Origin of the sequence: Pseudorhodoferax sp. (assembly GCF_047601025.1) — a bacterium.
Taxonomy (GTDB): Bacteria; Pseudomonadota; Gammaproteobacteria; order Burkholderiales; family Burkholderiaceae_C; genus Pseudorhodoferax.
The window spans coordinates 1605104-1631284 of the sequence record NZ_JASGJZ010000001.1 but is presented as its reverse complement, the minus strand read 5'-3'; the positions used below and the strand labels follow the sequence as shown (position 1 = coordinate 1631284).

Here is a 26181-nt window from a genome sequence, read left to right as displayed (position 1 = left end):
GCATGTGCCAGCTGCTGGGCATGAACTGCAATACGCCGACCGACGTCGTGTTCAGCTTCACCGGCTTCGCCGAGCGCGGCGGTCGCACCGACCACCACGGCGACGGCTGGGGCATCGCCTTCTTCGAGGGCCGGGGGCTGCGGCATTTCGTGGACCACCAGGGCGCCTGCGCGTCGCCGGTGGCCGAGCTGATCCGCCGCTACCCGATCAAGAGCTGCAACGTGATCTCGCACATCCGCAAGGCCACGCAGGGCGCGGTGGCGCTGGAGAACTGCCATCCCTTCGTGCGCGAGCTGTGGGGCCGCTACTGGGTGTTCGCGCACAACGGCGACCTGAAGGACTTCCACCCGCGGCTGCACGCGGCGTTCCGCCCGGTCGGCAGCACCGACAGCGAGCGCGCCTTCTGCTGGCTGATGCAGGAACTGGCCAAGTCCCACGCCGGCGTGCCCACCGTGGCCGAGCTCACGCTGACGCTGCGCGAGCTGGCGCCGCGCATCGCGCGCCACGGCACCTTCAACTTCCTGCTGTCCAACGGCCAGGCGCTGTGGGCCCATGCCTCCACGCTGCTGCACTACATCGAGCGGCGCCACCCGTTCGCGCACGCGCAGCTGGCCGACGAGGACCTGAGCGTGGACTTCTCCAGCCTGACCACGCCGGACGACCGCGTGGCCGTGGTCGTGACCACGCCGCTGACCACCAACGAGGCCTGGACCGCGTTCGCGCCCGGCGAGCTGAAGGTCTTCGTGGACGGCGCCGCGCAGGCGTAGCCGCTCAGCGCACGCGGCCGACCATGCGCTGCGCGACCCCGTCGCGCCACCACCAGCGGTGCAGCGCGACCATCGCCACGTGGCCGGCCACCAGCGCCAGCAGCGCCCAGGCCAGCGGGCCGTGCAGGACGCCGGGCGCCGTCAGCGCCTCGTTCTTCGGCCCGGCGGCGAACACCGGCACGGTGTTGAACCAGACCAGCGCGCGGCCCGAGCCGTAGGCCCGCACCAGCGCGATCAGCGGCACCACCACCATCAGCAGGTACAGCGCGCCGTGGCCCAGCGCGGCCGCCCGGCCCAGCCAGCCGGCGCCGTGCGGCGGGCGGTGCCGGCGGTTCAGCAGCGCCCACAGGCCGCGCAGCAGCACCAGCACGAGCAGCAGCAGGCCGACGCTGGAATGCGTGCCGACGAAGAACGAGACCAGCGGCGTGCGCCCCAGCGCCAGCCGCAGTCCCATGCCGGTGAACTGCCAGGCGAACAGCAGCGCCATGCCCCAGTGCAGCCAGCGGCTGATGCGGCCGTAGCGGCCCGGGGTGTCGAGCCAGACCGAAGCGGACGGAGTGTGCATGCGCCGGCACTGTACGCAGCACCGGTAAAGGCTTGCCGGAGGCGGGGATTCGCGCCTCAGCTGCCGGTCGACGCGTAGTGCCGCACGCCCTGGCGCCAGCCGAGGAACGACAGCCCCAGGAACGCGAAGCCCGCCAGCGGCGATACCCAGCCCAGCCAGGGCGGCGCACCCAGCAGGTCGGGCCGGCCCAGGATGGCCAGGCCCGGGTAGTAGGCCACGCAGGCCAGCGGCACGGCGAAGGTCAGCAATCGTCGGGCCCAGCGTGCGTACAGGGCCATCGGGTACTGGCCGGCCTCCACGCCGCCGTAGGTGAACACGTTGGCGATCTCCAGGCTTTCCACGGTCCAGAACGCCAGCGTGCCCTGCAGCACCAGAATGCCCAAGAACAGCGCCACGCCGCCGGCTACGCAGGCCAGCGCGAGCGCGGCGCTGGTGGGTGTCCATGCGATCGGCGCCTGCCAACTCGCGAACGCCAGCACGGCCAGAGCCTGCAGCAGCCGGCCGGCGCGGCTCAGCCGCACCTCGTGCGCCATCAGTTGCAGCGCGAGCGGGCGCGGCCGCAGCAGCAGCCGGTCGAAGGCGCCGGTGCGCAGGAACTCGGTGCCCAGGACGTCGAAGCCGCGCCCCAGCGCATCGGCCAGCGCGAACATCGCGTGCACCAGCCCGTAGAACAGCGCGACCTCGCCCAGACGCCAGCCCTGCACCGTGCCGAAGCGGTCGAACAGTGCCCAGATGCCGACCACTTCGATACCCGTGGACAGGAACTGCGACAGCGTCAGCAGCAGCGCCGAAGCCGGATAGCGCAGCTGGCCGCGCAGCGAGGCGGCGGCCAGGCGGACGAACAGGCGCAGGTGCGTCATGTCTATCCGCCCTGTATTTCCAGCCGCGCCATCACGCGTGCCATGCATGCGCGGCCGAGCGCTACCAGCGCAGCGACCCAGAATGCCTGCAGCGCCAGCAGCCCGGCCGCCTGCAAGCCCGGCGCCCGCCCCATGTACAGCCGCATCGGAATGTCCAGCAGGCCGGCCAGCGGTTGCAGCAGCAGCGCCGCCTGCCAGCCCTCAGGCAGCAGCGCCAGCGGCAGCAGGTTGCCCGACAGCAGGACCGCCAGCGGCGTGGCGAAGGCGTTGATGCCGCGCGCATCCAGCGTGGCCGCCGCCGCGACGTTCAGCAGCATCACCAGCGCCGTGGACAGCAGCAGTGCCAGCCCAGCCGAGAGTGCGAAGCCGGCCGCCGCGGCCGCCCCGGCTGGCGGCTGCCAGGACCATGCGGCGAAGCCGACCAGCGGCAGCAGTACGGCAGCGAATGCGGCCATTAGCGCCACCCGCGGCAGCACGCGCGCGGCGATCCAGCCGGCGCTGCGCGCGAACCATAGCGTGTAGGCATCGACCGGCCGCAGCCGGTCGTAGGCCACGGCGCCGGTGCGCACGGCCAGAGCCACCTCCGGGTCGCCGCTCCAGGGCAGCAGCGCCAGCAGGCCCTGCGCGGCCCAGGTGTAGGTGATGGCCTGGGCCAGCGTCATGGCGGGCGCGCGGTTCGCGGCTTGGCCGAAGAAGGCCGCCAGCACCATGACCTTGATGCCGCCCCACCAGCATTGCGTGCCGAAGCCCGCCAGCGCGGCGGTGCGGTACTGCAGTACCTGCAGGAAGCGCGAGACGAAGAGGGCGCGGCAGGCCGGTGTCATCCTTCAGCTGCCCCGTGCAGCGCGTAGAAGCGCGTGATGACCTCCTCGATCGCCAGGCCTTCGAGCCGGATGTCCTCCACCGCGTGCGTGGCGGCGATGCGCGCGATCAGCACCGGCGCCGCCACCTGCGCCGGGTCGAAGCCCAGCACCAGCGTGCGGGCCTCGCGCGCGATCTCGCGCACGCCGGGCAGGGCCGGCGTGGCTGGTGGCGCGCCGGCGAAATCGACGACCAGCCGGCGTTCGGCCATGACCTGTGCACGCAGCGCCGCCACCGGGCTGTCGGCCAGGACACGGCCGTGGCCGATCACGATCACGCGCCCGGCCAGTGCCTCGATGTCGTGCATGTCGTGCGTGGTCAGCAGCACCGTGGTGCCGCGCTCGCGGTTCATGCGGCGCACGAAGTCCCGCACCGCGAGCTTGGAGGGCGCGTCCAGGCCGATCGTCGGCTCGTCCAGGAACAGCAGGTCCGGCGCGTGCAGCAGCGCGGCCGCGATCTCCGCGCGCATGCGCTGGCCCAGGGAGAGCTGGCGCACCGGCTGCGCCAGCACGCGCTCGAGCTGCAACAGCGCGACCAGTTCGTCGCGCGCCGCGCGGTAGCGCTGCGACGGCACGCGGTAGATGTCGCGCAGCAGGTCGAAGCCCTCGCCCACCGGCAGATCCCACCACAGCTGGGTGCGCTGGCCGAACACCACGCCGACGCGGCTCACGTGCCGCTGCCGATCAGCGAACGGGTCGCGCCCGTCCACCACCACGCGGCCGCCGTCGGGTCGCAGGATGCCGGCCAGGATCTTGACTGTGGTGGACTTGCCGGCGCCGTTCGGGCCGATGAAGCCCAGCAGTTCGCCGCGCTGCAGTTGGAACGACACGCCGTCCAGCGCCCGCACTTGGCGCTGGCGCCGCCGCCACAGGCCGCGCAGCGCACCCAGTAGGCCCGGTGCGCGCTCGGCGATGCGGTAGGTCTTGCACAGCTGCTCGACGACGATCTGCGGCATGCGAGGGCGTGTTCCGGCCGGAAAAGGGCGCGGATTCTACGGCCCGGCCAGCCGGACCATCGGCGCCCGCCTGCGTAGCGGCGCGATGGCACGATGCATGCTCGTGGTGGGGTGGGCCGATTCCGCGCCCGCCATCCCCGAGGACCCGTTTCCATGGACATTCGACGCAGACGTTCTTGCCTGGCCGGTGCGCTCGGCATCGCGGCCCTGGCCGCGCCTGCCTGGGCGCAGGACCGCTATCCCGACCGGCCGATCAAGCTGCTCGTGGCGCTGCCGGCCGGCGGCAGCGTGGACATGATCGCGCGCCTGGTCGGCCAGAAGCTGGCCGCCACGCTGGGCCAGCCCTTCGTCGTGGACAACAAGGCCGGCGCGTCCGGCCGCATCGGCCTGCCGCTGGTGGCCAAGGCCGCGCCGGACGGCTACACGCTGATGGCCTCGCCAGCCTCGTTCCTGACCACCAACAAGAGCATCTTCAAGGAGCTGCCCTACGACCCGCAGGCCGACTTCGCGCCGATCACCAAGCTCGTGAACCAGCCCATGGTGCTGGCGGCGCGCGACCGGCAGAAGTTTCCCGACGTGGCGGCCGTGCTGGCCGCCGCCCGGGCCCGGCCGGAGGGCCTGACCTACGCCTCCTCGGGCGACGGCAGCCCGCAGCACCTGGCCGCGCTGATGTTCCAGACGCGCACCAAGGCGCGCATGCTGCACGTGCCCTACAAGGGCGGCGCGCTGGCGATCAACGACCTGCTGGGCGGCAACGTGGACCTGATGTTCTCGCCCATGCCCGAGGTGCTGCCGCACATCCGCTCGGGCAAGCTGGCCGGGCTGGCGGTGATGGGCGAGCAGCGCTCGCCGCTGCTGGCCGAGGTGCCGACCATGCGCGAGGCCGGGTTCGACGGGCTGGCGATGTCGGCCTGGATCGGCCTGCTGGCGCCGGCGGGCACGCCGCGCGCGCTGGTCGACCGGCTGAACCGCGAGGTCCACGCCATCCTGGCCGCCGGCGAGGTGCAGGCCCAGCTGCGCGACGCCGGCATGGACCCGGCGCCCTCCACGCCCGAGCAGCTGCAGCAGACCATCGCGCAGGAGCTGCGGCTGCACGCCGAGCTGGTCAAGGCGGCGGGCCTGGTGCCGCAGTGATCAGTCGGCGGCGAAGCCCGTCGCCTTGACGATGCGCGCCCAGCGCGCGGACTCTGCGGTGATCTTCGCGAGGAAGGCGTCGCCGCAGATGCCGGGCGAGGGCACGAGGCCGGAGGCGGCCATGCGCTGGCGGAATTCCGGCGAGGCCACGATCTTCTGGTGCACCTCGGTCAGCCGCTGCACCACGGGCGCCGGCAGGCCCTTGGGGCCGGACAGGCCGAACCACACCGTGGTCTGCAGCTGCGGCAGGCCGACTTCGGCCACGGTCGGCACGTCCGGCAGTTCGGCGCTGCGCTGGCCGGCCGTGCTGGCATAGGCGCGCAGCTTGCCGGCGCGGATGTGCGGCGCGGCCGTGGCCGTCTGCACGAAGCCCAGCGGCGCGACGCCGCCCAGCATGTCGGTGATCTGCGTGGGGCTGCTGCGGTAGGCCACGTGCGTCATCTCCACGTTCAGGGCCTCGCCGAGCTGGTGGCCGAGGAAGTGCGCCGGCGAGCCCGGCGCGAACGACGAGTAGGTCGGCGGCGTCTGCTGCGCCTGGATCCACTGCGCCAGCTCCTTGAAGTCCCGGGCTGGCACGCCGGGGTAGGAGGCCAGCACCAGGCCGGCCTCCACGCCCTGGCAGATGTGGGTGAAGTCGCCGGGCTGGTAGCGCGCCTTGGGGTTGGCGCTGGGGGTGATCGTCACCGCGCCGGCCGTGCCGATGACCAGCGTGTAGCCGTCGGCCGGCGTGCGCGCCATCGACTGCATGGCCACCATGCCGCCCACGGCCGGCGAGTTCTCGACGATCACGGCCTGGCCCAGCTCCTTGGCCATCAGGTCGGCCAGCGCGCGGGCGTAGGCGTCCGGCGGACCGCCGGGCGTGGACGGCGAGATCAGCTTGAGGGTCTTGTCGGGCCAGGCCTGGGCGCCGAGCGCGGCGCAGGCGCCGAGGGCGAACAGCGCGGCGGCGCGCAGGGCGGCGGTGCGGGTCTTCATGCGGATGTCTCCTTGCAAGTGGTCGAAAAAGGGCCCCACGCATCCCCTGCGATGCGAGGGCTGCTGGGCGTGGCGTCGCGAGACGCGGCGTCCCTTCGGCTGCTCCGGGCCTGCGCAGGCAGGCTGCGGCGCCGCAGGCCCAGGCCCCTGGGGGCGCTGGTTCGCCTGGGGGGCGACGCGGCCGTGGAAAAGGTCAGCGCTGCGGCATGTCCTGGGTCGAGTAGCCCAGGCTCACGCTGGCGTCCTCGGGGATCGCGGGCACCGTGGCGTCCCAGGCCAGCCAGTCGGCGCGCAGCGCGGCGAAGGTCTCGGGGTGCCGGTGCGCGAGGTTGGCGCGCTCGCGCGCGTCCTGCGCCACGTTGAACAGGTACTCGTGCGCATCGACCTTCAGGTATTTCCAGTCGCCCTTGCGCACGGCGCGCTGGCCGCGGTGGTTCATGCGCCAGTACAGCGGACGCTCGAAGCGGTGCGCCGGATCGCGCAGCACCGCGGCCAGCGAGACGCCGTCCAGCGGGTAGTCCGGGTGCGGCCGGCCGCCGCCGATCTCCAGCAGCGTGGCCGACCAGTCCATGCTCATGCAGTGCTGGGCCGTGGTCGTGCCGGCCGGGATGCCGGCCGGCCAGTGCGCGATCCAGGGCACGCGGATACCGCCTTCGGTCAGGTCCATCTTGCCGCCGACCAGCGGCCAGTTGTCCGAGAAGCGCTCGCCGCCGTTGTCGCTGGTGAACACGATCAGCGTGTTCTCCAGCAGGCCTTCGTCGCGCAGCGCCTGCACGAGCTGGCCGATGCCCTCGTCCATGTGGTGGATCATGCGGCGGTAGGTCTCCACGTTGCCGCCGTCCAGGTGGAACAGGTTGTGCGCGACCTGCTCGGCCAGGTGCGCGTCGTCGCGCGTCTCCCAGGGCCAGTGCGGCGCCGTGTAGTGCAGGCTCAGGAAGAAGGGCTGGCCGCCGCGCACCGCGCCCGCCTGGCCGCGCACGTAGTCCACCGCGCGCCGGGACAGCAGGTCCGTCAGGTAGCCCACGTCGTGGCGCTCGTTCTCGCCCTCGAACAGGTCGTGGTCGCCCTTGCTGGAGCGGTGGCTGAAGTAGTCCACGCCGCCAGCCATGATGCCGTAGAAGCGCTCGTAGCCCGAGCGCAGCGGGCCGCAGGCCGGCGGGTAGCCCAGGTGCCACTTGCCGACCAGCGCGGTCGCGTAGCCGGCCTCGCGCAGCAGCGCCGGCAGCGTCGGGATCTCCGGCGGCAGGCCCAGCTTCGGGTTGCCCTTGCTGCGGCTGTTGATCGGCTCCTCCATGCCGCCGCGCAGCCGGTACTGGTAGCGCATGGTCATCAGCGCGAAGCGCGTGGGCGAGCACACCGGCGAGTTGCTGTAGCCCTCGGTGAAGCGCAGGCCGTTTGCGGCCAGCGCGTCGATGTGCGGCGAGACCGCGCCGAAGCCGGCCGGCCGGCCGCCGTAGCAGCCCAGGTCGGCGAAGCCCAGGTCGTCGGCAACGATGAAGATGATGTTGGGGCGCATGCAGGGGTTTCCTCGTTCGGACGCACAGCTTAGGGCTTGCCGATGCATCCGTAAAATTGAAAACTGGTTGCTAACCATAAGTATTTCTATGGACCCTCGGCACCTGGTGCAACTGGCCACCATTCTGGAAAAGGGCTCCATCACGCAGGCCAGCCGGCACCTGCACCTGACACAGCCCACGCTCACGCACAACATGCAGACGCTGGAGATGCAGGCCGGCGGCCAATTGTTCGAGCGCAGCCGCTATGGCGTGCGCAGCACGCCGCTCGGCGAGATGCTGGCGCGCGAGGGCCGCGCCATCGCGCGGCGGCTCAAGGATGCGGCCGAGGTCACGGCGCGCCACCGCCACGGCATACGCCGGCAACTGCGCATCGGCACCGGCCCGCTGGTCGGCGCGGCGCTGCTGGGCGACCTGGTGCAGGCGGCGCTGCAGCGCTTTCCGGACCTGGCGCTGGCGGTGCAGAGCGACCGCCCGCACCTGCTGGTGGAGCAACTGATCGACGGGCGGCACGACCTCGTGATCGCGCCCTCGTGGCTGGAGCGCCCGCCGGCCGGCATCGCGCGCCGGCTGCTGGTGCCCGACGTGCTGGGGGTGTTCTGCGGCGCGGCGCATCCGATGGCTGCGGCCGGCGCGCTGCGGGCCGACGCCGGCGACGCCGTCGGCGCGCCGCGCTGGATCAGCCTCGGTTCGGCCTCGCCGTTCGACCAGGACGTGCGCGAGATGCTGCGCGCCGCGCGAGTGGAGCGCACGCACGTGGATCTCACGGTGATGGGCGAGGCCTTCATGCTGCTGGACACGCTGGCCCAGGGTCGGCACCTGGCGGTGCTGTCGTGCTTCGCGCTGCGGCGGCTGGCGCCGCGCTTCGGCCTGGTCGAGCTGGCGCTGCCGGCGCCCGGCAAGCCACGGCCGATCTACCTGTGGGGCCGCGCCGATGCGCTGGAGGACGCGGCGATGGCCGACCTGGCGGCGCTGGTGCAGCAGGTGGCGGCGCGCCAGGCCGAGGCGGTCCTCGGCGCGACCCTCAGGCCCCCAGCGCCGCCTCCAGCGCGTCCACGAACATCGCCGGCACGTCGAAGCCGCTCTGCTCGGTGATTTCCTGGAAGCAGGTCGGGCTGGTCACGTTGACCTCGGTCAGGCAGTCGCCGATCACGTCCAGCCCCACCAGCAGCAGGCCGCGCGCGGCCAGCTGCGGGCCCAGCGCCTCGGCGATCTCGCGGTCGCGCGCGGACAGCGGCTGCGCCACGCCCTTGCCGCCGGCCGCCAGGTTGCCGCGCACCTCGCTGCCCTGCGGGATGCGCGCCAGCGCATACGGCACGGGGCGGCCGGCGATCACCAGGATGCGCTTGTCGCCCTGGGCGATCTCGGGCACGAAGCGCTGCACCATGATGGTCTCGGCGCCGTCCTTGTTCAGCGTCTCGACGATGGAGCCCAGGTTCAGCCCGTCGGCCTTCACGCGGAAGATGCCCATGCCGCCCATGCCGTCCAGCGGCTTGAGGATGATGTCCCGGTGCTCGGCGTGGAAGGCGCGCACCGCGGCCGCGTCGCGCGTGACCAGCGTGGGGCTGGTGAACTGCGCGAACTCCATGATGGCCAGCTTCTCCGGGTGGTCGCGCAGCGCGGCCGGCTGGTTGAAGACCTTCGCGCCCTCGCGCTCGGCCTGCTGCAGCAGGTGCGTGGCGTAGAGGAATTCGCTGTCGAACGGCGGGTCCTTGCGCATCAGCACGGCGTCGAACTCGGCCAGCGCGCGCAGGCCCGTGGTCTCCACGCGGAACCAGTCCTGCGCATCGCCGGTCAGCGTGATCTCCCGCACCTGCGCCTGCACCCGCCCGCCGCTGCGCCAGAGCAGGTGGCGCGGCTCGCAGGCGGCGAGGCGGTGGCCGCGCCGCCGGGCCTCGCGCATCATCGAGAACGTGGTGTCCTTGTAGGTCTTGAAGTCTTCCAGGGGATCGGCGACGAAGAGGAGGTTCATGCGGTGCTCTTGCGGGAGGAGCCGTACTGTTGCACAAACAGCGCCGCGGCGCCGGCCACCACGCCCCAGAAGGCCGAGCCGATGCCGGCGATGGCCACGCCGGAGAGCGTGACCAGGAAGGTGATCAGCGCCGGCTCGCGGTGCCGCTCGTCGGCCAGCGCCGTGGCCAGGCCGGAGCCGATCGTGCCCAGCAGCGCCAGCCCGGCGATGGCGGCCACCAGTTCGCGCGGGAACGCCGTCAGCAGCCCCGTGACCGTGGCGCCGAAGACGCCGATCAGCACGTACAGCAGGCCGCAGCACACGGCCGCGGTGTAGCGCTTGTCCGGGTCCTCGTGCGCCTCGCGGCCCATGCAGATCGCGGCCGTGATGGCCGACAGGTTCAGCGCGAAGGCGCCGAACGGCGCCAGCACCAGCGTCGCCAGCCCGGTGATCGACAGCAGCCGCGAGATCGGCATGCGCCCGTAGCCGGCCGCGCGGATCGCCGCCACGCCGGGCAGGTTCTGCGAGGCCATGGTCACCACGAACAGCGGCACCGCCAGGTTCACGGCCGCCTGCCAGCTGAACGCGGGCGCCGTGAACTGCGGCACCGCCAGCGCCAGGCGCACCGACGACCAGGCCAGCTGGCCGCGCAGCGCGCAGTACGCGACCGCGGCCAGCAGCGTCAGCGGCACCGCGTAGCGCGGCACGCGGCGCCGGCCCAGCAGGTACACGGCGAGCATCAGCAGCACCAGGCCCGGCGCGGTCTTCGCCGCGGCGAAGGCGTCGAGCCCAAAGCGTGCCAGCACGCCGGCCAGCAGCGCCGAGGCGATGGCCATCGGGATGCGGTTCATCACCCGCTCGAACCAGCCGGTCGCGCCCGCCAGCCAGATCGCCAGCGCGCTGAGCAGGAAGGCGCCCACGGCCTGGTCCATGCCGTAGCCCGCGCCGGCCACGGCCAGCACGGCCGCGCCCGGCGTGCTCCAGGCCACCATCACCGGCATGCGCCACAGCAGCGAGAGGATCGCCGTGCACAGCCCCATGCCCAGGCCCAGTGCCCACATCCACGAACTGGTCTGCGCCGGCGTGGCGCCGAAGGCCTGCGCGGCCTGGAACACGATGGCCACCGAGCTGGTGAAGCCGACCAGCACCGCCACGAAGCCCGCCGTGAAGGCCGGCAGGCTCACATCCTTGAAGAAACCCATGGCGCGCGATTGTGCCGAGGCGGGCCGGCGCGTGCCGGGCGGCGGACGCGGTCTAATTGTGGGCATGAATCCGCACGCCACCGACCGCCCGCCCCTGCCCGACCACCTGTCCGTCGACCCGCGCAGCCCGCACCACGTCGCCGCCGTGTTCCAGCACGACGTGGGCATCCGCTTCAATGGCCAGGAGCGCTTCGACGTCGAGGAATATTGCCTGTCCGAAGGCTGGATCAAGGTCGCCGCGGGCAAGACCCTGGACCGTCGCGGCAAGCCGCTGCTGATCAAGCTCAAGGGCCGGGTCGAGGCGTTCTACCGGGAGGCTTGAGCCGCGACTGTTGCTGTCGCAGCAACAATGCGTTGCTGTACCAGGGGTTGGTCTACGGGTTTTCCCTGATTACAGTTCATCCCATCGATGAGCCGCACGCAACGAGGTTCATCGAAGCGGTCCTCCGGGATGTCCCGGCCGACCGGATCGATCTACCGATTGCAAGGATGAACACCATGAACACCAAGTTTTTTGCCTCCGCCCTGATCGCCGCCGCTGGTTTCGCCGCCGCTCCCAGCTTCGCGGCCGACAACATTGCCGCCTTCGGTGGCGAGGTCGGCGTCCCGGTGGAAGTTTCCCCCAGCGTCAGCGGCCTGAGCCGCGAGGCCGTGCGTAACGAATACCTGCAGGCCCGCCGCGACGGCACGCTGCAGCAGATCGCCGAAGGCGGCGACAGCAACAGCAACAGCAACAGCGCCGTGGCCACCGCCAAGAGCACGCTGACCCGCGAGGCCGTGCGCGCCGAAGCCGTCTACGCCGTGCACCACGGCGGGCTGACCGTCGGCGAAGTCTGATCCGTCGAAGCCTGAGCCAGGCAAGGGCCCGCGTCGCAGGACGCGGGCCTTTTTTCGTGCAGGCGGCGCCTGCTCAGATCTCCACCTTCGACCCCAGCTCCACGACCGCGTTGCTCGGCAGCTTCAGGAAGTCCGCCGCAGCGCTGGCGTTCAGGTGCATCTGCGCGAACAGCTTCTCGCGCCACGGCGCCATGCCGCTGCCGATCGTGGGCGCCACCACGTCGCGCGAGAGGAAGTAGCTGGTCGTCATGCTCTCCATCTCGCAGCCGCGCCCGCGCATCTGCTGCAGCGCGCGCGGCAGGTCGGGGTCGTTCTTGAAGCCGTAGTGCAGCACCACCTGCCAGCAGTCGTGGCCCAGCGCGTCGATCTGCAGGCGCTTGTCCATGCCGATCCAGGGTACCTCGTGGCTGCGCACGGTCACGAAGACGTTGCGCTCGTGCAGCACCTTGTTGTGCTTGAGGTTGTGCAGCAGCGCGTTCGGCACGCTGCCGGGCTCGGCCGTCAGGAACACGGCCGTGCCGTCCACCCGCGCCGGCGGGCTCACGAACACGGCGGCCAGGAAGCTCTTCAGGTCGATCGCGTCGGCGCGCAGCGCCTGGTTCAGGAGCCGCCGGCCCTCGTGCCAGGTGGTCATCAGCATGAACACCAGGCTGCCGATCAGCAGCGGGAACCAGCCGCCGTCGAACAGCTTCATGAGGTTGGAGGCCCAGAACGCGAAATCGACCAGGAAGAAGAAGCCCGTGGCTAGCACGCACAGCCACAGCGGGTACTTCCAGCCGTAGCGGATCACGAAGAAGGTCAGCACGGTCGTGATCAGCATGTCGGTGCACACCGCGATGCCGTAGGCCGCCGCCAGGTTGCTGGACGACTTGAACATGCCCACGGCCAGCGCGATGGCCAGGAACAGGCCCCAGTTCACGAACGGGATGTAGATCTGCCCGGCGGCCTTGGCGCTGGTGTGCTGCACCTGCAGCCGCGGCAGGTAGCCGAGCTGGATCACCTGCTTGGTGACCGAGAACGCGCCGGTGATCAGTGCCTGCGAGGCGATCACGGTCGCCGCGGTGGCCATGCCGACCAGCGGCAGCAGCACCCAGTCCGGCGCCATCATGAAGAACGGGTTCTTCACGGCTTCGGGGTCCTTCAGCAGCAGCGCGCCCTGGCCGAAGTAGTTCAGCGTCAGCGCCGGCATCACCACCGCGAACCAGGCCAGCCGGATCGGCCGCTTGCCGAAGTGGCCGAGGTCGGCGTACAGCGCCTCGGCGCCGGTCACGGCCAGCACCACGGCGCCCAGGATGACGAAGCTGGTGCCGGGGTTGCGCCACATGAACGACAGCGCATGGTGCGGGCTCAGCGCGTGGAGGATCACCGGGTGGTGCCAGATGTGCGAGACACCCAGCAGCGCGATCGCCACGAACCACAGCAGCGTGACCGGGCCGAAGAAGCGGCCGATGCCGGCCGTGCCGCGCTTTTGCACCGCGAACAGCACGAACAGGATCACCAGCGTCAGCGGCATCACGGCCTTGCGGAAGGCCGGCGACACGACCTCCAGGCCTTCCACCGCCGACAGCACCGAGATCGCCGGCGTGATCACGCCGTCGCCGTAGAACAGGCAGGTGCCGAAGATGCCGACCAGCAGCAGCCATTGGCGTAGCCGCGGCCGGTCCTTCACCGACTGCGAGGCCAGCGCCAGCATGGCCACCAGGCCGCCCTCGCCGGCGTTGTCGGCGCGCAGCACCAGCACCACGTACTTCAGCGAGACGATGACGGTCAGCGTCCAGAACAGGATGGACAGCACGCCGTAGACGTTGGCCACCGTGAACGGCACGTGTCCGGCGCCGAAGATTTCCTTGACCGCGTACAGCACGCTGGTGCCGATGTCGCCGTAGACGACGCCGATGGCCCCCAGCGTGAGCGTGGCGAGCGGGGTGTTGGATTTCTGCAAGGACAGGCGGCCCGGCGCAGGCGCCGGCGCTGGAATCGCGGGAAGGCTATTGTGCGCCCGGGGCCGTGGCCGGTACCGGCCGGGGCGGGCGGCTAGTAGACCTCGGCCTCGGGGTCGGTCGCCTCCAGCTCGTAGCTGGCCGCCACCAGCGCCAGCCGGGCGATCACGCCGTACATGTAGAAGCGGTTGGGCGCGCTGGCGCCGGGCTTCATGCCGTGCTGCGGCAGGTGCGTGCTCTCGGCGAAGGCCAGCGGCACGAAGCGCGAGCCGGGCGCGTTCAGGTTCTCGTCCACGCCGCGGTCGGCATGGATGCGGTAGAAGCCGCCGACCACGTAGCGGTCCATCATGTAGACCACCGGCTCGGCCACCGCGTCGTGCATGCGCTCGGCCGTCAGCACGCCTTCCTGGATGATCACGTCGTGCACCGGCCGGCCGTCCTTGACCACGGCCATCTTGTTGCGCGAGCGCCGGTTCAGCCCCTGCAGCTCGGCCGCGTCGCGCACGGTCATGATGCCCATGCCGTAGGTGCCGTTGTCGGCCTTGACGACGACGAAGGGCTTCTCGCGGATGCCGTATTCCTTGTACTTGCGGCGGATCTTGGCCAGCAGCGCGTCCACGCCGGTCTGCAGGCAGTCCAGGCCCTGGCCTTCGGCGAAGTCGACCTCGCCGCACTTGGCGAACATCGGGTTGATCAGCCAGGGGTCGATGCCCAGCAGCTTGCCGAAGCGCTTGGAGACTTCCTCGTAGCTCTGGAAGTGCCGGCTCTTGCGCCGCACCGACCAGCCGGCGTGCAGCGGCGGCAGCAGGTACTGCTCGTGCAGGTCCTCCAGGATGCCCGGCGCGCCGGCCGACAGGTCGTTGTTCAGCAGGATGGTGCAGGGGTCGAAGTTCTTCAGCCCCAGGCGGCGCTTGCCGCGCACCACGGGTTCGAGCGTGATCTCCTCGCCGCCGGGCAGCGTGATGGTCTTGGGCGCCTTGATCTCCGGGTCCACCGAGCCGATGCGCACGTTCAGCCCGGCCATGTGGAAGATGCGCTGCAGCTGCGCCACGTTGGCCAGGTAGAAGGTGTTGCGGCTGTGGTTCTCCGGGATCAGCAGCAGGTTCTTGGCTTCCGGGCAGATCTTCTCGACCGCGGCCATGGCCGACTGCACGGCCAGCGGCAGCATGGCCGGGGTCAGGTTGTTCCAGCCGCCGGGGAACAGGTTGGTGTCCACTGGCGCCAGCTTGAAGCCGGCGTTGCGGAGGTCCACGGAACAGTAGAACGGCGGCGTGTGCTCCATCCACTCCAGCCGGAACCAGCGCTCGATGGCCGGCGTGGAATCGAGGATGCGCTGCTCCAGTTCGTTGATCGGCCCGGTCAGCGCGGTGATGAGGTGGGGAACCATGGACAGGTCGAGGGCAGGGTGGGATCGCGGGGATTCTAGGGAGATGGGGTGAAGCCGCCGCGATGCAAGCGCCGACGGCGCTCAGCGCACGAAGAACAGCGCCAGGCTGGTCGCCAGGCCGGCCATCCACACCAGGCTGCGCAGCGTGCTGCGGTCGCGGATGTACAGCGAGACGTAGACCACGCGCAGCAGCACGTAGGCCAGCGCCAGCGCGTCGATGCGCGCCTGCGCGGCGCCGAACTGGTGGGCCGCGAGCACGCCGGCGACGAACAGCGGCAGGCCCTCGTAGCCGTTGGCCTGCGCGGCCAGCGCGCGGGCGCGCCAGCCGCCCTGGCGCGTCGCCCATTCGCGCGGCGTCCGGTTGTCGGCGGGGCGGAACGCGCCGACCTTGGCGACGACGGCGGTCAGCCAGGGCAGCAGCGCGGCGGCGATCAGGCACCAGTAGGCCAGGGTCATGTGCTGGGTGGTCATGTCGGTCTCCGAGGGGGGTCAGCCGCGCGGGGCGGCGTCCTGACCGAGGCGCTCGATCGCGGCGGCCATCCAGTCCGTGCGCAGGCTGCCCGGCCCCGGCAGCGGCGCGGGCACGACCAGCCAGCGCCCGTCGCCGTGCGGCTGCAGCGCGGCGCTGCCGTCGGTCCAGAGCAGCCAGGCCAGCCAGGCCGTGGCGGCCGGCGTGACCGGCTCGGCCGTGGGCGCCTCCAGCGGCCAGACCAGCGGCGTGCGCTCGCGCACGATCAGCCGGCCCTCGTGGATCTCGGCGGCGCCGGCCAGGGCTTCGTCCAGCACCGCCAGCGGCGGGCGCGCCGTGCCCTGCTCGGCGAACCAGCGGCCCCAGGCCTGGAGCTCGGTGCCGATGGCGATGCTGCGGGCGGTCTCGGCCTGCATCAGGTCGGCATGGTCGGTGGTGCGCCAGTCGATGCGCGGGGGCCGGCAGCCGGCCTGCGCGGCCGCGCGCAGGAAGCCGTCCAGCCGCCCGGCGTGGTCGGGCCGCACGAAGCCGGCGCAGGCCACCACCATCTGCGTCACGCGCGCGGCCAGCAGCTGCTCCTGCTGCACCATCAGCTTCTCGCGCAGCAGCGCGTCGCGCTCGCGCCGCAGCGCGGCCAGCTCCAGCGCGTTCTTCAGGTCGGCGCGCAGGCTCTCCAGGTCCCAGGGCTTGGTGATGTAGCGGTAGATGTGGCCGCTGTTGATGGCTTCGATCGCCTCGCCCAGCTCGGAGTAGGCCGTGGTCAGCATGCGCACGATGTGCGGATAGTGGTCGTGCGCGTGGCGCAGCAGCTCGTTGCCGTAGGCGCCGGGCATGCGCTGGTCGGAGACCAGCACCGCGATCTCGTCGGCGTGCTGCGCCAGCACGGCCTTGCCGGCCTCCACGGAGGAAGCCGTCAGCACCGGCGCCAGCGGCGACACGAGCCGCTCGAAGTACTTCAGCGACATGGCCTCGTCGTCCACGTACAGGATCTTCGCGGTGTGGTGGTTCATGTGTCCTCGATGTTGGGGAAGGCCAGGGTCACGGTGCAGCCCTGGCCCGGTTCGGATTGGATGTCGATGTCGCCGCCCAAGGCCTGCATGACGCGCCGGCAGAACACCAGCCCCATGCCGTGGCCGCCATGGCCGGCGCGGGTGGTCACAGGTTCGTGCGTCAGGCGCGGCAGGATCTCCGGCGCGACGCCGGGGCCGTTGTCGGCGAAGCGGATCCAGGGCCGCCCGGGCTGCCCCGGCAGGCCGCGGCCGTAGGCGATGGCCAGGCGCGGCGCGGGCCGGCCGCGCAGCGCCAGCAGCGCGTTCTTGGTCAGCGTGCACAGCACGAGGTACAGCAGGTCGCGCCGGCCCGGCAGCGCGAAGTCCTGCTGCGGCTGCAGCGCCAGCCACTGCAGCTCGTCGCCGTCGAACGGGTACTCGGCCTGCAGCGCGCGCAGCAGCGCGCTGGCGTGCAGCGGCCTGTCCGGCGTGCCGGGATGGGCGTCGCGCGCGGACTGCACGAAGCTGGCGACCAGCGACTGGCAGTACAGCGCGCGCCGCTCGGCCGAATCGATGGCGGCGATGATCTCGCCGCTGCGGTGCTCGGTGAACACGGCCCGGCCGTCGTCCGCGGCCAGCGGCTGGTAGCGGTCGCGCAGCGCGCTCATGTAGCCGCGCACCGTGCCCAGCGGGGTGTTCAGCTCGTGCGCCAGGAAGCCCAGCGTCTCGCGCACGGCCATCACGCGGCCTTCGTTCAGCGCGCGCTCGCGGGCGCGCAGGCGGTGCCAGTCCAGCGCGTCGCGCAGCGTCTGCCGCGTGGCCTCCTCCTCCAGCGGCTTTTCCAGGATGCGGAACACGCGGCCCTCGTTGACGGCTGCGATCGCCATTTCCTTGTCGGCGTAGGCGGTGGACAGCACCGGCACCAGGTGGCGGTACTGGCGCTGCAGCTCGCGCAGCAGGTCCAGGCCGCTGCGGTGCGGCATGCGGTAGTCGGTGACGACCACGGCGATGTGCCCGGCGCGGCGGTGCAGCACCGCCAGGGCCTCGTCGACGCTGGCCACGGCCTCGATCTGGAACTCGTTCCCGTAGGTTCGGCAGAACCATTTGCGCGCCAGCGTCTCGTCGTCGACCAGCAGCACCGTGTTGGCGTCCAGCGGCATCCTCATGGGCGGCGCTCCTCGTTCGGGTCAGGCGTGGGCCACGCTCGGGGGCGCGGGCGCCGCGGCGCCCGTGCGCGCCGCCTCGGGGTTGTTGTCGGCCAGCGCCAGGTCGAAGCTGAACTGTGTCCAGGCGCCCTCTTCGCTCTCCACGGTCAGCAGCCCGCCGTGGCGCTGCACGATGGCATAGCAGACCGACAGGCCCAGGCCCAGGCCCTGGCCGACCTCGCGCGTGGTGAAGAACGGTTCGAACACGCGGGTCAGGTGCTCGGGCGCGATGCCGGTGCCGTTGTCGCGCACGTGCACGGCCAGCCGCCCGGCCTGGTGCTCGGCGCGCACCGTGATCCGCGGCTCCAGCGCCGGCCGGGCCTGCCGGGCCTTGCGCAGCGCCAGCGCGGCGTTGCCGAGCAGGTTGACCAGCACGCCGATCATGGCCGGCTCGTCGCCGACCACGTGCGTGTCCAGCGGCAGGTCGGTGTCCACCGCGACGCCTTTGAGCTCGAAGCCGGTCAGCCGCAGCGCGGACTGCAGTGCCTTCTCGAACAGGAACACGCGCGCCGGCGAGGCGCCGGGCTTCTGGTAGGCGAAGGTCTTCAGGTCGGTCACGATGCGCTGCACGCGCAGCATGCCGTCCTTGGCGTCGGTCAGGCTCTCCTTGAGGTCGGCGCTGGTGGCCACGGCCGGGTCCGCCAGCGCCATGTTCAGCGCCATCATGCTGTAGTTGACCGGGTTGTTGACCTCGTGCAGCAGCCCCGCCGACAGCGTGCCCAGCGCCGCCATCTTTTCCTGCTGCACCATGTGCCCCTTGATCTGGGCCAGCTTCTGGTTGGTCTGCTGCAGCGAGGCGTTCTTCTCCGACACTTCGTGCTGCAGCGCGAACAGCCGCAGGCGCCCGCGCTCGTTGTAGAAGGTGCAGCCGGCCGAGATCGTCACCGAGAACAGCAGGAACACGGTGTTGCCCAGCAGCTCCGGCGCGATGGCCCAGCCGCGCGCGTGGGCCATGCAGGCCGCGAAGTAGATGGCGCAGGTGAACACGCCCAGCCCCACGCTCTGCAGGAAGCTCATCGGCATCAGGATGCCGGCCGCGTACAGCGCCAGGCTCAGGCCGAACACGTAGGGGGAGGCGGCCCCCTGGGTGTCGTAGATCATCCAGCCGATCATCAGCTGCGGCAGCACCAGCCACAGCAGCGTGAGCTCGCGCGCCCAGCGCCGGGCCGGGGCGGTGTACAGCAGCGCCAGCAGGCCCATCAGCGCCAGCGTGGTGAGGCCGCGCACCAGGCCCAGCTCGCCGGCCTGGGCGGGATAGAAGGCCCGGTCCAGCGCCACGCCGCCGGCCACCAGCACGCAGGCCACGGCGCAGCCGGTGCGGCTGTAGGCCAGGCGGAACTCCGCCAGCTCGGCCTGGTAGTCGCGGTGCAGGGCGGCGTCCATGGCGGGGTTCAGCCAGCGGTGGCCAGCTGCATGAACACGTTGACGCCGGTGGCGTCGGTCCAGATGCGCTGGACCTGCGTGTCCTCGGGGGCGAGCGTCTGCATGCCGGCCTCGTCGCGGTAGATCAGGTGCCATTCCAGCAGGTGTTCCATGATGCCTTTCTCCGGGTTGCTGCCGTGCACGTTGGTCACCAGCATGCCGCCGCCGGGCCGCGTGCGGCCGGCGAAGTACTGCAGCAGCCGGTGGCAGACCTTGTCCGACAGGTAGTCGAACAATCCTGCGCAGTACACGAAATCGAAGGCGTCGTCCAGCGCCGGGCGGTCGCCCGAGGCGCGCTTGAGCAGGTTGTGCACGGACTCGTGGACCAGCGTGATCGGCACGTCCACGCCGCGCCGGCGGCAGGCCTCCTCGATCTTGCCGCGCGTGTAGGCCAGCGTCTCCTCGCTGAAGTCCATCAGCGTGAAGGCCAGCCGGCCCGGCGTCGGATGGTCGGCGATCAGGCGCTGGATCTCGATGGCCGGGCCGCAGCCCACGTTCAGCACGCGCACCGGCCCGTCGTGCCCGGGCTGCACCTGCGGCAGCGGCGCCAGCGTGTCCACCAGGATGTCGATGCGGTTGCGGTGCGCGCGTGCCACCGCGGCGTTCAGGAACAGCGCGTTGATGATCTGGAAGTAGGTGCTGGCGCCGTCGCGCGGGTCCGACAGCATCTGGTTGACCATCTGGTAGTCGCCCGCGTAGCCCAGCGGCTTGGCGAAGGTGCGGTAGACGAAGGGCGCGCGCAGGATCAGCGGGTGGATCGCGGTCTGCGCGAAGGTGCGGTGCACGGCCTGCAGCGGCTCGGGCACCTCGCGCGCGACCTCCTCCAGCCGGTCGAAGTAGCCGCGCGCGCGCAGCATCAGCGGCTCGGCGATCTCGAAGAACACATCCTTGCGCAGCCGGCCCTCGTCGTCCTTGGGCAGCGTGGCGGCCATGTCGGCCTGGTCGACCCAGCGCGACACGTCGGACAGGTAGGCCCGCAGCTCGCTGACCGCGACCTGGTAGCGCTCGCCGATCCGGAAGCGCTGGTTCCATTCCTCCACGAAGGCGCTGGCCTGCTGCGCGAACGAGGCCGGATCGTGCCCCATCACGGCCAGCTCGTCCCATTCGTCGATCAGCGTGACCGAGACCACGGCCATCAGCCCGGTGTTCAGCAGGCTCACGACCACGGCCTTGCCGCGGTAGACCGGCCGCTCGCCGGCGCGCACGGTCAGCTCGCTCAGGACCTCGCTGACCTGCACGATGGAATAGGGGTTGTAGATCTCCATCACCAGCGAACGGCGCTGGTGGTTGGTCAGCACGCCGCGGACGATCTCGCCCTGGCTGTTGCGGAAGGTGACGACGGCATCGATGGCGCGGGGGGACAACACGGCACGGACCTCGTGGAAGGCGGGCATCAGGGGCCTCGCGTGCTCGCGAGGGCTTCGTTCACTGCTTCTCAGGCGGTGCCGCCATGGCACTTCTTGAACTTCCTGCCGCTGCCGCAGGGGCAGGGATCGTTGCGGCCGGGCTGCCCGGCGCGGCGCACCGGCTCGACGCGCGGGCCCAGCGCGCGGCCGATGGCATGCAGGTCGTAGACGGCCCAGATGGCCTCGCCGAAGCCTTCCAGCCGGGCGACCGACATGCTGGGCGGGCCGTCCTGGCCGTCCGCGGTCTCGTAGGCCGCCACTTCGGGCGGGCCGGCGTCGTCCTCGGCCAGCGTGGCCAGCGTGGCCAGCGCCTCGTCGAGCGCGCGGGCGGCCGGCTTGTCGCGGCTCGGCGCCTGCCATTCCCAGGGCCAGCTCTGCACCACCTGCAGGAAGCCGAGGGCCCAGACCTGGCCGAACCAGGGCAGCTCCGCCAGCGCGGCGTCGATGTCGGCGTCCGGCGCCAGGTCCAGCGCCTCGGCGCGCTCGGCCGGGGGCAGCGCGGCCAGCGCGCTGCGCACATCGGTCACCTGCGGGCAGTAGGCGCGCTCGTCCTGCAGGTCTTCCACGTCGGCCTGCAGGCTGGCGGCGACCTCCTGCCAGCGGCGCGCCCACAGCTGCTCGAAGGCGGCGCGGCGCTCCGGCGTGCCGAACAACTCGTCCGGCGAGGCGTCGGTGTCGAACAGTTCGGGCCAGTAGTCGGCCGGCGCGATCGCGCTGCGGCAGCACACCAGCGCCGCCAGGAAGCCCTCGCAGAACTCCCACTGGGGCGTGTGCGGATGACGTTCCCGCGCCTCGTCGAGCCAGGCGTCGAGCTGCTCGTAGTCCTCGGGGCCCAGGGGGGAGGCTGCCACGGCGGCGGCCACAGGTGATGGAGACATTCGGAAACCGATTGCAAGACTGCCAACGACGCCCGTCCGGGAGGGCGCGGAAAGAGGAGTGCGGACCGCTCGGGTACGCACACAGGCATACGGCGGCGACAGCCTTCAAGGGCGCCAGCGCGGCACCGCGTCAACCGCGCGCCGACTGTCCGCCTGCAGGACCATCCGTATTTAATTGTTTCACAACTTCAACCGAAAAGAAAGCAAGACTCGCGCGCATGATGAGCACATGGCGGTCCTTGCTGAGCAGCAGCGCGCGGTGGGCGATGGCCAGGTCGATGAACACCTGGTCGTCGGGGTCGGCGCACCGCGGCGCGGCCGGCGGCGCCGCGTCCACCCGGCGGGCGCGCGCGTCGAAGCCCGCCAGCACCGCCTCCGCCACCCGGCCGTGGCGCGCGGCCCAGGCGGCGATGCGGGGATAGGCCAGCACGCGCGCCAGCTCCTCGCGCATCGCCGCGGTGGCGATCCACTGCAGCCGGCCGGCGTCGAGCGCGGTCCGCAGCGCGTCGGTGGAGGCGTCGCCGAACAGCAGCAGGTCCAGCACGACCTGGGTGTCCAGCACCACCGGTGCCGGGGTCGTGGGCGGTGGCATTTCGGTCATGCCGGTGGCGGCAGCGGCCGCTTCAGCGCGCGCTCCAATTCGTGGTGGCGCGAGGCGGGCGGGCGCACGCGCAGCGCCTCCTCCAGTTCCAGCAGGTGTGCGCGCATCAGCGCCGCGGCCCGGTCGGCCTGCCGCTGGGCGATGGCCTCCACCAGCCCGTGGTGCTGGCTGTGCCAGCAGCCCAGGCCGTCGGGGTTGGCGTGGAGCTGGGTGACCAGGCTGGTGCGGGCGACGAGCTGCTCGACCACGCGCGCCAGCTCGGTGTTGCCGGCCACGCGGGCCAGCAGCACGTGGAATTCGCCGCTCAGGCGCACCGCCTCGCGCAGGTCGCCGCGGCGCTGCGCCGCCTCCTCGGCGGCCAGGTTGGCCTTGAGCGTGCGCAGGCCCTCGGGGCGCCAGGCGGTGCAGGCCTGGCGCGCGGCGGCCTCCTCGACCACCAGCCGCAGGCCGTAGATCTCGCGCGCCTCCTGCAGGCTGGGCGCCGCCACCCAGGCGCCGGCGTTGCGGCGCATGCGCACCAGCTTTTCCTGCACCAGGCGCCACAGCGCCTTGTCCACGTGGCGGCGCGAGGCCGACAGCAGCTCGGCCAGCGCCGTTTCGGTCAGGCGGCTGCCGGCGGGCAGCCGCTGGTCGACGATGGCCGCGTGGAGCTGGCGGTACACGGCGTCGTCGTCGGGGGTGGGTCCACGCATCATGGGGCGGGGGCGGGCAGGGGCCAGGCTGGGGCGTTCGGTGGAGCCGGCATGGTGCACGCAGCGCGCCATCCGCGCAATTGAGCGCATCGATTGCGCGCAATGCGGCCCCAAGCGGTTGATTTCCCGGAGTATCGCCGCAGGCACGGCCCGCGCATTGCGTGGTGCAGGCCAGGTGTGCGCCGGTGCGGCGCGCGCCGGCCCCTCCACCCACCACGGAACCACCATGCGCCTTGCTTCCCTGCCCCGCTGGGGCCACCGTCTCGGTCTCGCGGCCGCCATGGCCCTGGCGCTGCTGGGCGGCGCGGCGGCCTCGGCCCAGACCGCCGTCAAGTTCTCGCTCAACTACAAGCCCGACGGCTCGAACGCCCCCTGGTTCCTGGCGCAGCAGCGCGGCTACTTCAAGGCCGCCGGGCTGGACGTGACGCTGGACGCCTCCAACGGCACCGGCGACGTGCTGAGCCGGCTGGGCAACAACTCCTACGACTTCGGCTTCGCCGACAGCAGTTCGCTGATCGAGTTCGCGGCGCGCAACCCGCAGCAGGCGCCGGTCGCCGTGCTGATGGTCTACGCCAACAGCCCGCTGTCGGTGGTGGCGCTGAAGAAGAGCGGCATCGCCCAACCCGCCGACCTGGCCGGCCGCAAGGTCGCCGGCCCGGTGAGCGACGGCGCCTACCGCATGTTCCCCGCCTTCGCCAAACGCACCGGGCTGGACGCATCCAGGGTCACGGTCGAGAACGTCGACATCCGCGTGCGGGAGACCGTGCTCGCGCGCGGCGACGTGGACGCGGTCATGGGCTTCGACTCCAGCGTCTGGTTCAACCTCAAGACCATGGGCCTGAAGCAGGAGGACGTGGTCTTCCTGCGCTATGCCGACTTCGGGCTGGACCTGTACGGCAACGCGCTGATGGTCTCGCGCAGGCTGCTGGAGACCCGGCCCGAGGTGGTGCGGGCCTTCGTCCAGGCTACCGCCCAAGGCTGGCGCGACGCGCTGGCCGACCCGGCCGCCGCCATCGACGCCCTGGCCAAGCGCGACCCGCTGGTCAACAAGGCCATCGAGGCCGAGAAGCTCCAGTGGCTGCTGCGCAACCAGATCGACAGCCCCGCCACGCGCGCCGGCGGCCTGGGCGCGGTGGACGCGGCGCGCCTGGCCGGCCAGATCGACACCGTGGCGGACGCCTTCGGGCTGCCCGCCAAGCCCACGCCGGCCAGCATCTACGACGGCCGCTTCGTGCCGGCCGCGGCCGACCGCCGGCTGCCGCGATGAGATCGCCCGAATCCATGGACGCGGACTTCGACACGGTGCTGCATGGCGGCGAGGTTTTCGTCGGCCAGGGCCTGGCGCGCTGCGACATCGGCATCCGCGCCGGCCGCATCGCCGCGCTGGCCGAGCGCATCGCGGGCGGGCGCACGCGCTTCGACGCGGCGGGGCGCTGGGTGCTGCCCGGCGGGGTGGACGCGCACTGCCACATCGACCAGCCGCCCAATCCCGGCAGCGCCGCGCGCGGCGCGCAGATGGCCGACGACTTCGCCAGCGGCAGCCGCTCGGCCGCCTTCGGCGGCACGACGACCATCCTCCCCTTCGCGCCGCAGTTCAAGGGCCAGTCGCTGCGCGCGGCGGTGGCGGCCTACCATGCGCGCGCCGAAGGCCGCTCGCACGTGGACTACGGCTTTCACCTCATCGTGTCCGACCCGACGCAGGAGGTGCTGGCGCAGGAGCTGCCCGCGCTGGCCGCCGAAGGCTACACCTCGGTCAAGATCTACCTGACCTACGAGGCGCTGCGGCTGTCGGACCTGCAGGTGCTGGAGGTGCTGGACGCCGCGCGCCAGTGCGGCACGCTGACCATGGTGCACGCCGAGAACCTGGACTGCATCCTGTGGCTCACCGAGCGCCTGGAGCGGCAGGGCCGGACGGCGCCGCGCTACCACGCAGATTCGCGGCCCATGCTGGTCGAGCGCGAAGCCACCTTCCGCGCGGTGGCGCTGGCGGAGCTGGCCGAGGCGCCGCTGCTGATCGTGCACGTCTCGGGGCGCGAGGCCATCGAGGTGATCGCCGGCGCGCGCGCCCGCGGGCTGCCCATCGTCGCCGAGACCTGCCCGCAGTACCTGTTCCTCGGCAGCGAGGACCTGCACGCCGAGGACGGCGCCAAGTGCATGTGCAGCCCGCCGCCGCGCGCGCGCGAGAACGCGCCCTTCGTCTGGCGCGGCCTGCAGAGCGGGGCGCTGTCGCTGGTCTCCTCCGACCACGCGCCCTACCGCTTCGACGAGAGCGGCAAGCTCAAGTACGGCCCCAAGGCCTCGTTCCGCTTCATCGCCAACGGCATCCCGGGGCTGGAGACGCGCCTGCCGCTGCTGTTCTCCGAAGGCGTCATGGCCGGCCGGCTCACGCTGGCGGAGTTCGTCGAGCTGTGCTGCACCGCGCCGGCGCGCCTGTACGGGCTGCTGCCGCGCAAGGGCCAGATCGCCGTCGGCGCCGACGCCGACCTGGCGCTGTGGGACCCGCAGCGCCGCACCGTGATCGACAACGCCCTGCTGCACCACAACGTGGACTACACGCCCTACGCCGGCATGGCCGTGACCGGCTGGCCCACGCACGTGTGGCTGCGCGGCGAGCTGGTCTGCGCCGACGGAGAGCTGCGCGGCCGCCCCGGCCAGGGCCGCTTCCTGCGGCGCGGGCGGCACGGCATTCCGCTGAGGGCTGCGCCATGACGCGCGCCGCCGATGCGCCGGCGGGCGCGGCGGCGCGGCCGGGGCCCGGCGCCTCGCCCAGGGCCGTGCGCCTGGCCGCGCGCGCGGGCCATGCGGGCACCACCTCGGGGCTGGCGCCGGGCTTCCTGCAGGGCAACCTGGTGGTGCTGCCGGCCGAGGCGGCGGCGGAGTTCGCCGAGTTCTGCCGCCGCAATCCCGGGCCGCTGCCGCTGCTGGCCGTGGGCCGGCCCGGCGACCCGGCCCTGCCCGCGCTGGGGGAGGACATCGACGTGCGGCGCGACCTCGGCGGCTACCAGCTCTGGGCCGGCGGCCAACCCGCCGGCGCGCCCGCGGACCTGCTCGCCCACTGGCGGCCCGACGACGTCGCGGTGGTGGTGGGCTGCTGGTTCTCGCAGGAGGCGGCGCTGGCGGCCGCCGGCGTGCGCATGCGGCACCTGGAGCAGGGCATCCAGGGCGGCCTGTTCCGCACCCGGCTCGCCGCCACGCCCGCCGGGCGCTTCCACGGGCCCATCGTGGTGTCCGCGCGGCCTTTCGCCGATGCGGACGTCCCCGCCGTGCGGCGCCTGGGCGCCCGCCTGCCCCAGGCCCACGGCGCGCCGCTGCACCAGGGCGACCCGGCGGCGCTGGGCATCCGCGACCTGCGCCGGCCCGACTTCGGCGAACCCCTGCCGCCGCTGCCCGGCGAGACCATGCTGTACTGGGGCTGCGGCCTGACGGCGCACGAGGCCCTGTGCCGCGCCGGCGTGCCGCGCTACGCCACCCACCGGCCCGGCTGCATGCTGGTGACCGACCTGCCCGCGCCGGTGTAGCGGCCTACGCTTTCCTTCCTTACTTTCCCACGCAGCCCATACGCAAGGAGTTC

26 protein-coding genes are annotated in these 26181 nt (G+C 72.1%); 8 read left to right on the top strand and 18 right to left on the bottom strand.

Going from position 1 to position 26181, the window contains the following annotated elements; all coding sequences use genetic code 11:
- The first annotated feature begins 2 nt into the window (after positions 1-2).
- Complete coding sequence (locus QM782_RS07625) at positions 3-767, top strand: class II glutamine amidotransferase (RefSeq protein ID WP_415202313.1); 765 nt, start codon at positions 3-5, stop codon at positions 765-767.
- A 4-nt stretch (positions 768-771) separates the two neighbouring features.
- Here the strand turns inward: QM782_RS07625 and QM782_RS07620 are convergent, their stop codons facing one another.
- Genes QM782_RS07620 through QM782_RS07605 form a run of 4 tightly spaced genes read right to left on the bottom strand, consistent with a single transcriptional unit; the run spans position 772 to position 4008 of the window.
- Entirely contained in the window at positions 772-1332 is a 561-nt protein-coding gene (locus QM782_RS07620) for a cytochrome b (RefSeq protein WP_415202312.1), read from the bottom strand.
- A gap of 56 nt (positions 1333-1388) precedes the next feature.
- The gene (locus QM782_RS07615; RefSeq protein WP_415202311.1) at positions 1389-2192 is read right to left on the bottom strand and encodes an ABC transporter permease; all 804 of its coding nucleotides are present in this window, start codon (positions 2190-2192) and stop codon (positions 1389-1391) included.
- A 2-nt stretch (positions 2193-2194) separates the two neighbouring features.
- On the bottom strand, positions 2195-3016 hold the full coding sequence (locus QM782_RS07610; protein WP_415202310.1) for an ABC transporter permease: 822 nt from the start codon (positions 3014-3016) through the stop codon (positions 2195-2197).
- Positions 3013-4008 (bottom strand): ABC transporter ATP-binding protein, encoded by a 996-nt coding sequence (locus tag QM782_RS07605; protein WP_415202309.1) that lies wholly within the window; start codon positions 4006-4008, stop codon positions 3013-3015. The genes QM782_RS07610 and QM782_RS07605 overlap by 4 nt, the downstream gene beginning before the upstream one ends.
- Before the next feature lie 153 nt (positions 4009-4161).
- Here QM782_RS07605 and QM782_RS07600 point away from each other — a divergent pair, with 153 nt between their 5' ends.
- Positions 4162-5142 carry a Bug family tripartite tricarboxylate transporter substrate binding protein gene (locus tag QM782_RS07600; RefSeq protein ID WP_415202308.1) on the top strand — a complete coding sequence of 327 codons (981 nt, stop codon included), beginning with the start codon at positions 4162-4164 and terminating at the stop codon, positions 5140-5142.
- Here QM782_RS07600 and QM782_RS07595 read toward each other — a convergent pair whose 3' ends face one another.
- Positions 5143-6117: a Bug family tripartite tricarboxylate transporter substrate binding protein gene (locus tag QM782_RS07595; protein ID WP_415202307.1), complete on the bottom strand. Its 975-nt coding sequence runs from the start codon at positions 6115-6117 to the stop codon at positions 5143-5145.
- 193 nt (positions 6118-6310) lie between these two features.
- Positions 6311-7633 (bottom strand): sulfatase, encoded by a 1323-nt coding sequence (locus QM782_RS07590; protein WP_415202306.1) that lies wholly within the window; start codon positions 7631-7633, stop codon positions 6311-6313.
- A gap of 88 nt (positions 7634-7721) precedes the next feature.
- Between QM782_RS07590 and QM782_RS07585 the strand changes: the two genes are divergently transcribed.
- Positions 7722-8726 (top strand): LysR family transcriptional regulator, encoded by a 1005-nt coding sequence (locus QM782_RS07585; RefSeq protein ID WP_415202305.1) that lies wholly within the window; start codon positions 7722-7724, stop codon positions 8724-8726.
- Here the strand turns inward: QM782_RS07585 and gshB are convergent.
- Together gshB and QM782_RS07575 are read right to left on the bottom strand one after the other, a co-directional pair.
- A complete protein-coding gene (gene gshB, locus QM782_RS07580; protein ID WP_415202304.1) occupies positions 8656-9603 on the bottom strand; it encodes a glutathione synthase in 948 nt (315 codons plus the stop codon). The genes QM782_RS07585 and gshB overlap by 71 nt on opposite strands.
- A complete protein-coding gene (locus tag QM782_RS07575) occupies positions 9600-10784 on the bottom strand; it encodes a benzoate/H(+) symporter BenE family transporter (RefSeq protein WP_415202303.1) in 1185 nt (394 codons plus the stop codon). Before QM782_RS07575 ends, gshB begins: the two co-directional genes overlap by 4 nt.
- A gap of 64 nt (positions 10785-10848) precedes the next feature.
- Between QM782_RS07575 and QM782_RS07570 the strand changes: the two genes are divergently transcribed.
- Together QM782_RS07570 and QM782_RS07565 are read left to right on the top strand one after the other, a co-directional pair.
- Positions 10849-11106 carry a DUF3297 family protein gene (locus QM782_RS07570; RefSeq protein ID WP_415202302.1) on the top strand — a complete coding sequence of 86 codons (258 nt, stop codon included), beginning with the start codon at positions 10849-10851 and terminating at the stop codon, positions 11104-11106.
- Positions 11107-11282: 176 nt separating this feature from the next.
- Positions 11283-11621: a DUF4148 domain-containing protein gene (locus QM782_RS07565; protein ID WP_415202301.1), complete on the top strand. Its 339-nt coding sequence runs from the start codon at positions 11283-11285 to the stop codon at positions 11619-11621.
- A 73-nt stretch (positions 11622-11694) separates the two neighbouring features.
- On the opposite strand, the gene QM782_RS07560 is transcribed toward QM782_RS07565, so the two are convergent.
- The 10 genes from QM782_RS07560 to QM782_RS07515 form a co-directional block, all read right to left on the bottom strand.
- Positions 11695-13563 carry a potassium transporter Kup gene (locus QM782_RS07560; protein WP_415202300.1) on the bottom strand — a complete coding sequence of 623 codons (1869 nt, stop codon included), beginning with the start codon at positions 13561-13563 and terminating at the stop codon, positions 11695-11697.
- A 92-nt stretch (positions 13564-13655) separates the two neighbouring features.
- Positions 13656-14948, bottom strand: a complete 1293-nt coding sequence (gshA, locus tag QM782_RS07555) for a glutamate--cysteine ligase (protein WP_415202299.1) — start codon at positions 14946-14948, stop codon at positions 13656-13658.
- 81 nt (positions 14949-15029) lie between these two features.
- Positions 15030-15419 carry an MAPEG family protein gene (locus QM782_RS07550; protein WP_415202298.1) on the bottom strand — a complete coding sequence of 130 codons (390 nt, stop codon included), beginning with the start codon at positions 15417-15419 and terminating at the stop codon, positions 15030-15032.
- Between the two features lie 18 nt (positions 15420-15437).
- Positions 15438-16427, bottom strand: coding sequence for a response regulator (locus QM782_RS07545; RefSeq protein WP_415202297.1), 990 nt, complete (start codon positions 16425-16427; stop codon positions 15438-15440).
- Positions 16424-17572, bottom strand: coding sequence for an ATP-binding protein (locus QM782_RS07540; protein ID WP_415202296.1), 1149 nt, complete (start codon positions 17570-17572; stop codon positions 16424-16426). Before QM782_RS07540 ends, QM782_RS07545 begins: the two co-directional genes overlap by 4 nt.
- 21 nt (positions 17573-17593) lie before the next feature.
- Positions 17594-18994 carry a sensor histidine kinase gene (locus QM782_RS07535; protein ID WP_415202295.1) on the bottom strand — a complete coding sequence of 467 codons (1401 nt, stop codon included), beginning with the start codon at positions 18992-18994 and terminating at the stop codon, positions 17594-17596.
- Positions 18995-19002: 8 nt separating this feature from the next.
- Positions 19003-20400 carry a class I SAM-dependent methyltransferase gene (locus tag QM782_RS07530; protein WP_415202294.1) on the bottom strand — a complete coding sequence of 466 codons (1398 nt, stop codon included), beginning with the start codon at positions 20398-20400 and terminating at the stop codon, positions 19003-19005.
- Positions 20401-20468: 68 nt separating this feature from the next.
- Complete coding sequence (locus QM782_RS07525; RefSeq protein WP_415202293.1) at positions 20469-21317, bottom strand: UPF0149 family protein; 849 nt, start codon at positions 21315-21317, stop codon at positions 20469-20471.
- A gap of 130 nt (positions 21318-21447) precedes the next feature.
- Complete coding sequence (locus QM782_RS07520) at positions 21448-21909, bottom strand: putative toxin-antitoxin system toxin component, PIN family (RefSeq protein ID WP_415202292.1); 462 nt, start codon at positions 21907-21909, stop codon at positions 21448-21450.
- Positions 21910-21914: 5 nt separating this feature from the next.
- On the bottom strand, positions 21915-22613 hold the full coding sequence (locus QM782_RS07515) for a GntR family transcriptional regulator (protein WP_415202291.1): 699 nt from the start codon (positions 22611-22613) through the stop codon (positions 21915-21917).
- Positions 22614-22836: 223 nt separating this feature from the next.
- Here QM782_RS07515 and QM782_RS07510 point away from each other — a divergent pair, with 223 nt between their 5' ends.
- From QM782_RS07510 to QM782_RS07500, 3 genes are read left to right on the top strand one after another with little or no spacing between them, the layout of a single operon-like run.
- Positions 22837-23877 carry an ABC transporter substrate-binding protein gene (locus tag QM782_RS07510; protein ID WP_415202290.1) on the top strand — a complete coding sequence of 347 codons (1041 nt, stop codon included), beginning with the start codon at positions 22837-22839 and terminating at the stop codon, positions 23875-23877.
- Positions 23874-25319 (top strand): dihydropyrimidinase, encoded by a 1446-nt coding sequence (gene hydA, locus QM782_RS07505; protein ID WP_415202289.1) that lies wholly within the window; start codon positions 23874-23876, stop codon positions 25317-25319. The genes QM782_RS07510 and hydA overlap by 4 nt, the downstream gene beginning before the upstream one ends.
- Positions 25316-26128, top strand: a complete 813-nt coding sequence (locus tag QM782_RS07500) for a D-glutamate cyclase family protein (protein WP_415202288.1) — start codon at positions 25316-25318, stop codon at positions 26126-26128. The genes hydA and QM782_RS07500 overlap by 4 nt, the downstream gene beginning before the upstream one ends.
- Positions 26129-26181: the final 53 nt, after the last annotated feature.

Excerpts from the sequence above, each read along its gene's own strand:
- QM782_RS07625 (WP_415202313.1), top strand. The coding sequence starts at position 3 with ATGTGCCAGCTGCTGGGCATGAACTGCAATACGCCGACCGACGTCGTG.
- QM782_RS07620 (WP_415202312.1), bottom strand. The coding sequence starts at position 1,332 with ATGCACACTCCGTCCGCTTCGGTCTGGCTCGACACCCCGGGCCGCTAC.
- QM782_RS07615 (WP_415202311.1), bottom strand. The coding sequence starts at position 2,192 with ATGACGCACCTGCGCCTGTTCGTCCGCCTGGCCGCCGCCTCGCTGCGC.
- QM782_RS07610 (WP_415202310.1), bottom strand. The coding sequence starts at position 3,016 with ATGACACCGGCCTGCCGCGCCCTCTTCGTCTCGCGCTTCCTGCAGGTA.
- QM782_RS07605 (WP_415202309.1), bottom strand. The coding sequence starts at position 4,008 with ATGCCGCAGATCGTCGTCGAGCAGCTGTGCAAGACCTACCGCATCGCC.
- QM782_RS07600 (WP_415202308.1), top strand. The coding sequence starts at position 4,162 with ATGGACATTCGACGCAGACGTTCTTGCCTGGCCGGTGCGCTCGGCATC.
- QM782_RS07595 (WP_415202307.1), bottom strand. The coding sequence starts at position 6,117 with ATGAAGACCCGCACCGCCGCCCTGCGCGCCGCCGCGCTGTTCGCCCTC.
- QM782_RS07590 (WP_415202306.1), bottom strand. The coding sequence starts at position 7,633 with ATGCGCCCCAACATCATCTTCATCGTTGCCGACGACCTGGGCTTCGCC.
- QM782_RS07585 (WP_415202305.1), top strand. The coding sequence starts at position 7,722 with ATGGACCCTCGGCACCTGGTGCAACTGGCCACCATTCTGGAAAAGGGC.
- gshB (WP_415202304.1), bottom strand. The coding sequence starts at position 9,603 with ATGAACCTCCTCTTCGTCGCCGATCCCCTGGAAGACTTCAAGACCTAC.
- QM782_RS07575 (WP_415202303.1), bottom strand. The coding sequence starts at position 10,784 with ATGGGTTTCTTCAAGGATGTGAGCCTGCCGGCCTTCACGGCGGGCTTC.
- QM782_RS07570 (WP_415202302.1), top strand. The coding sequence starts at position 10,849 with ATGAATCCGCACGCCACCGACCGCCCGCCCCTGCCCGACCACCTGTCC.
- QM782_RS07565 (WP_415202301.1), top strand. The coding sequence starts at position 11,283 with ATGAACACCAAGTTTTTTGCCTCCGCCCTGATCGCCGCCGCTGGTTTC.
- gshA (WP_415202299.1), bottom strand. The coding sequence starts at position 14,948 with ATGGTTCCCCACCTCATCACCGCGCTGACCGGGCCGATCAACGAACTG.
- QM782_RS07550 (WP_415202298.1), bottom strand. The coding sequence starts at position 15,419 with ATGACCACCCAGCACATGACCCTGGCCTACTGGTGCCTGATCGCCGCC.
- QM782_RS07545 (WP_415202297.1), bottom strand. The coding sequence starts at position 16,427 with ATGAACCACCACACCGCGAAGATCCTGTACGTGGACGACGAGGCCATG.
- QM782_RS07540 (WP_415202296.1), bottom strand. The coding sequence starts at position 17,572 with ATGAGGATGCCGCTGGACGCCAACACGGTGCTGCTGGTCGACGACGAG.
- QM782_RS07535 (WP_415202295.1), bottom strand. The coding sequence starts at position 18,994 with ATGGACGCCGCCCTGCACCGCGACTACCAGGCCGAGCTGGCGGAGTTC.
- QM782_RS07525 (WP_415202293.1), bottom strand. The coding sequence starts at position 21,317 with ATGTCTCCATCACCTGTGGCCGCCGCCGTGGCAGCCTCCCCCCTGGGC.
- QM782_RS07520 (WP_415202292.1), bottom strand. The coding sequence starts at position 21,909 with ATGCCACCGCCCACGACCCCGGCACCGGTGGTGCTGGACACCCAGGTC.
- QM782_RS07515 (WP_415202291.1), bottom strand. The coding sequence starts at position 22,613 with ATGATGCGTGGACCCACCCCCGACGACGACGCCGTGTACCGCCAGCTC.
- QM782_RS07510 (WP_415202290.1), top strand. The coding sequence starts at position 22,837 with ATGCGCCTTGCTTCCCTGCCCCGCTGGGGCCACCGTCTCGGTCTCGCG.
- hydA (WP_415202289.1), top strand. The coding sequence starts at position 23,874 with ATGAGATCGCCCGAATCCATGGACGCGGACTTCGACACGGTGCTGCAT.
- QM782_RS07500 (WP_415202288.1), top strand. The coding sequence starts at position 25,316 with ATGACGCGCGCCGCCGATGCGCCGGCGGGCGCGGCGGCGCGGCCGGGG.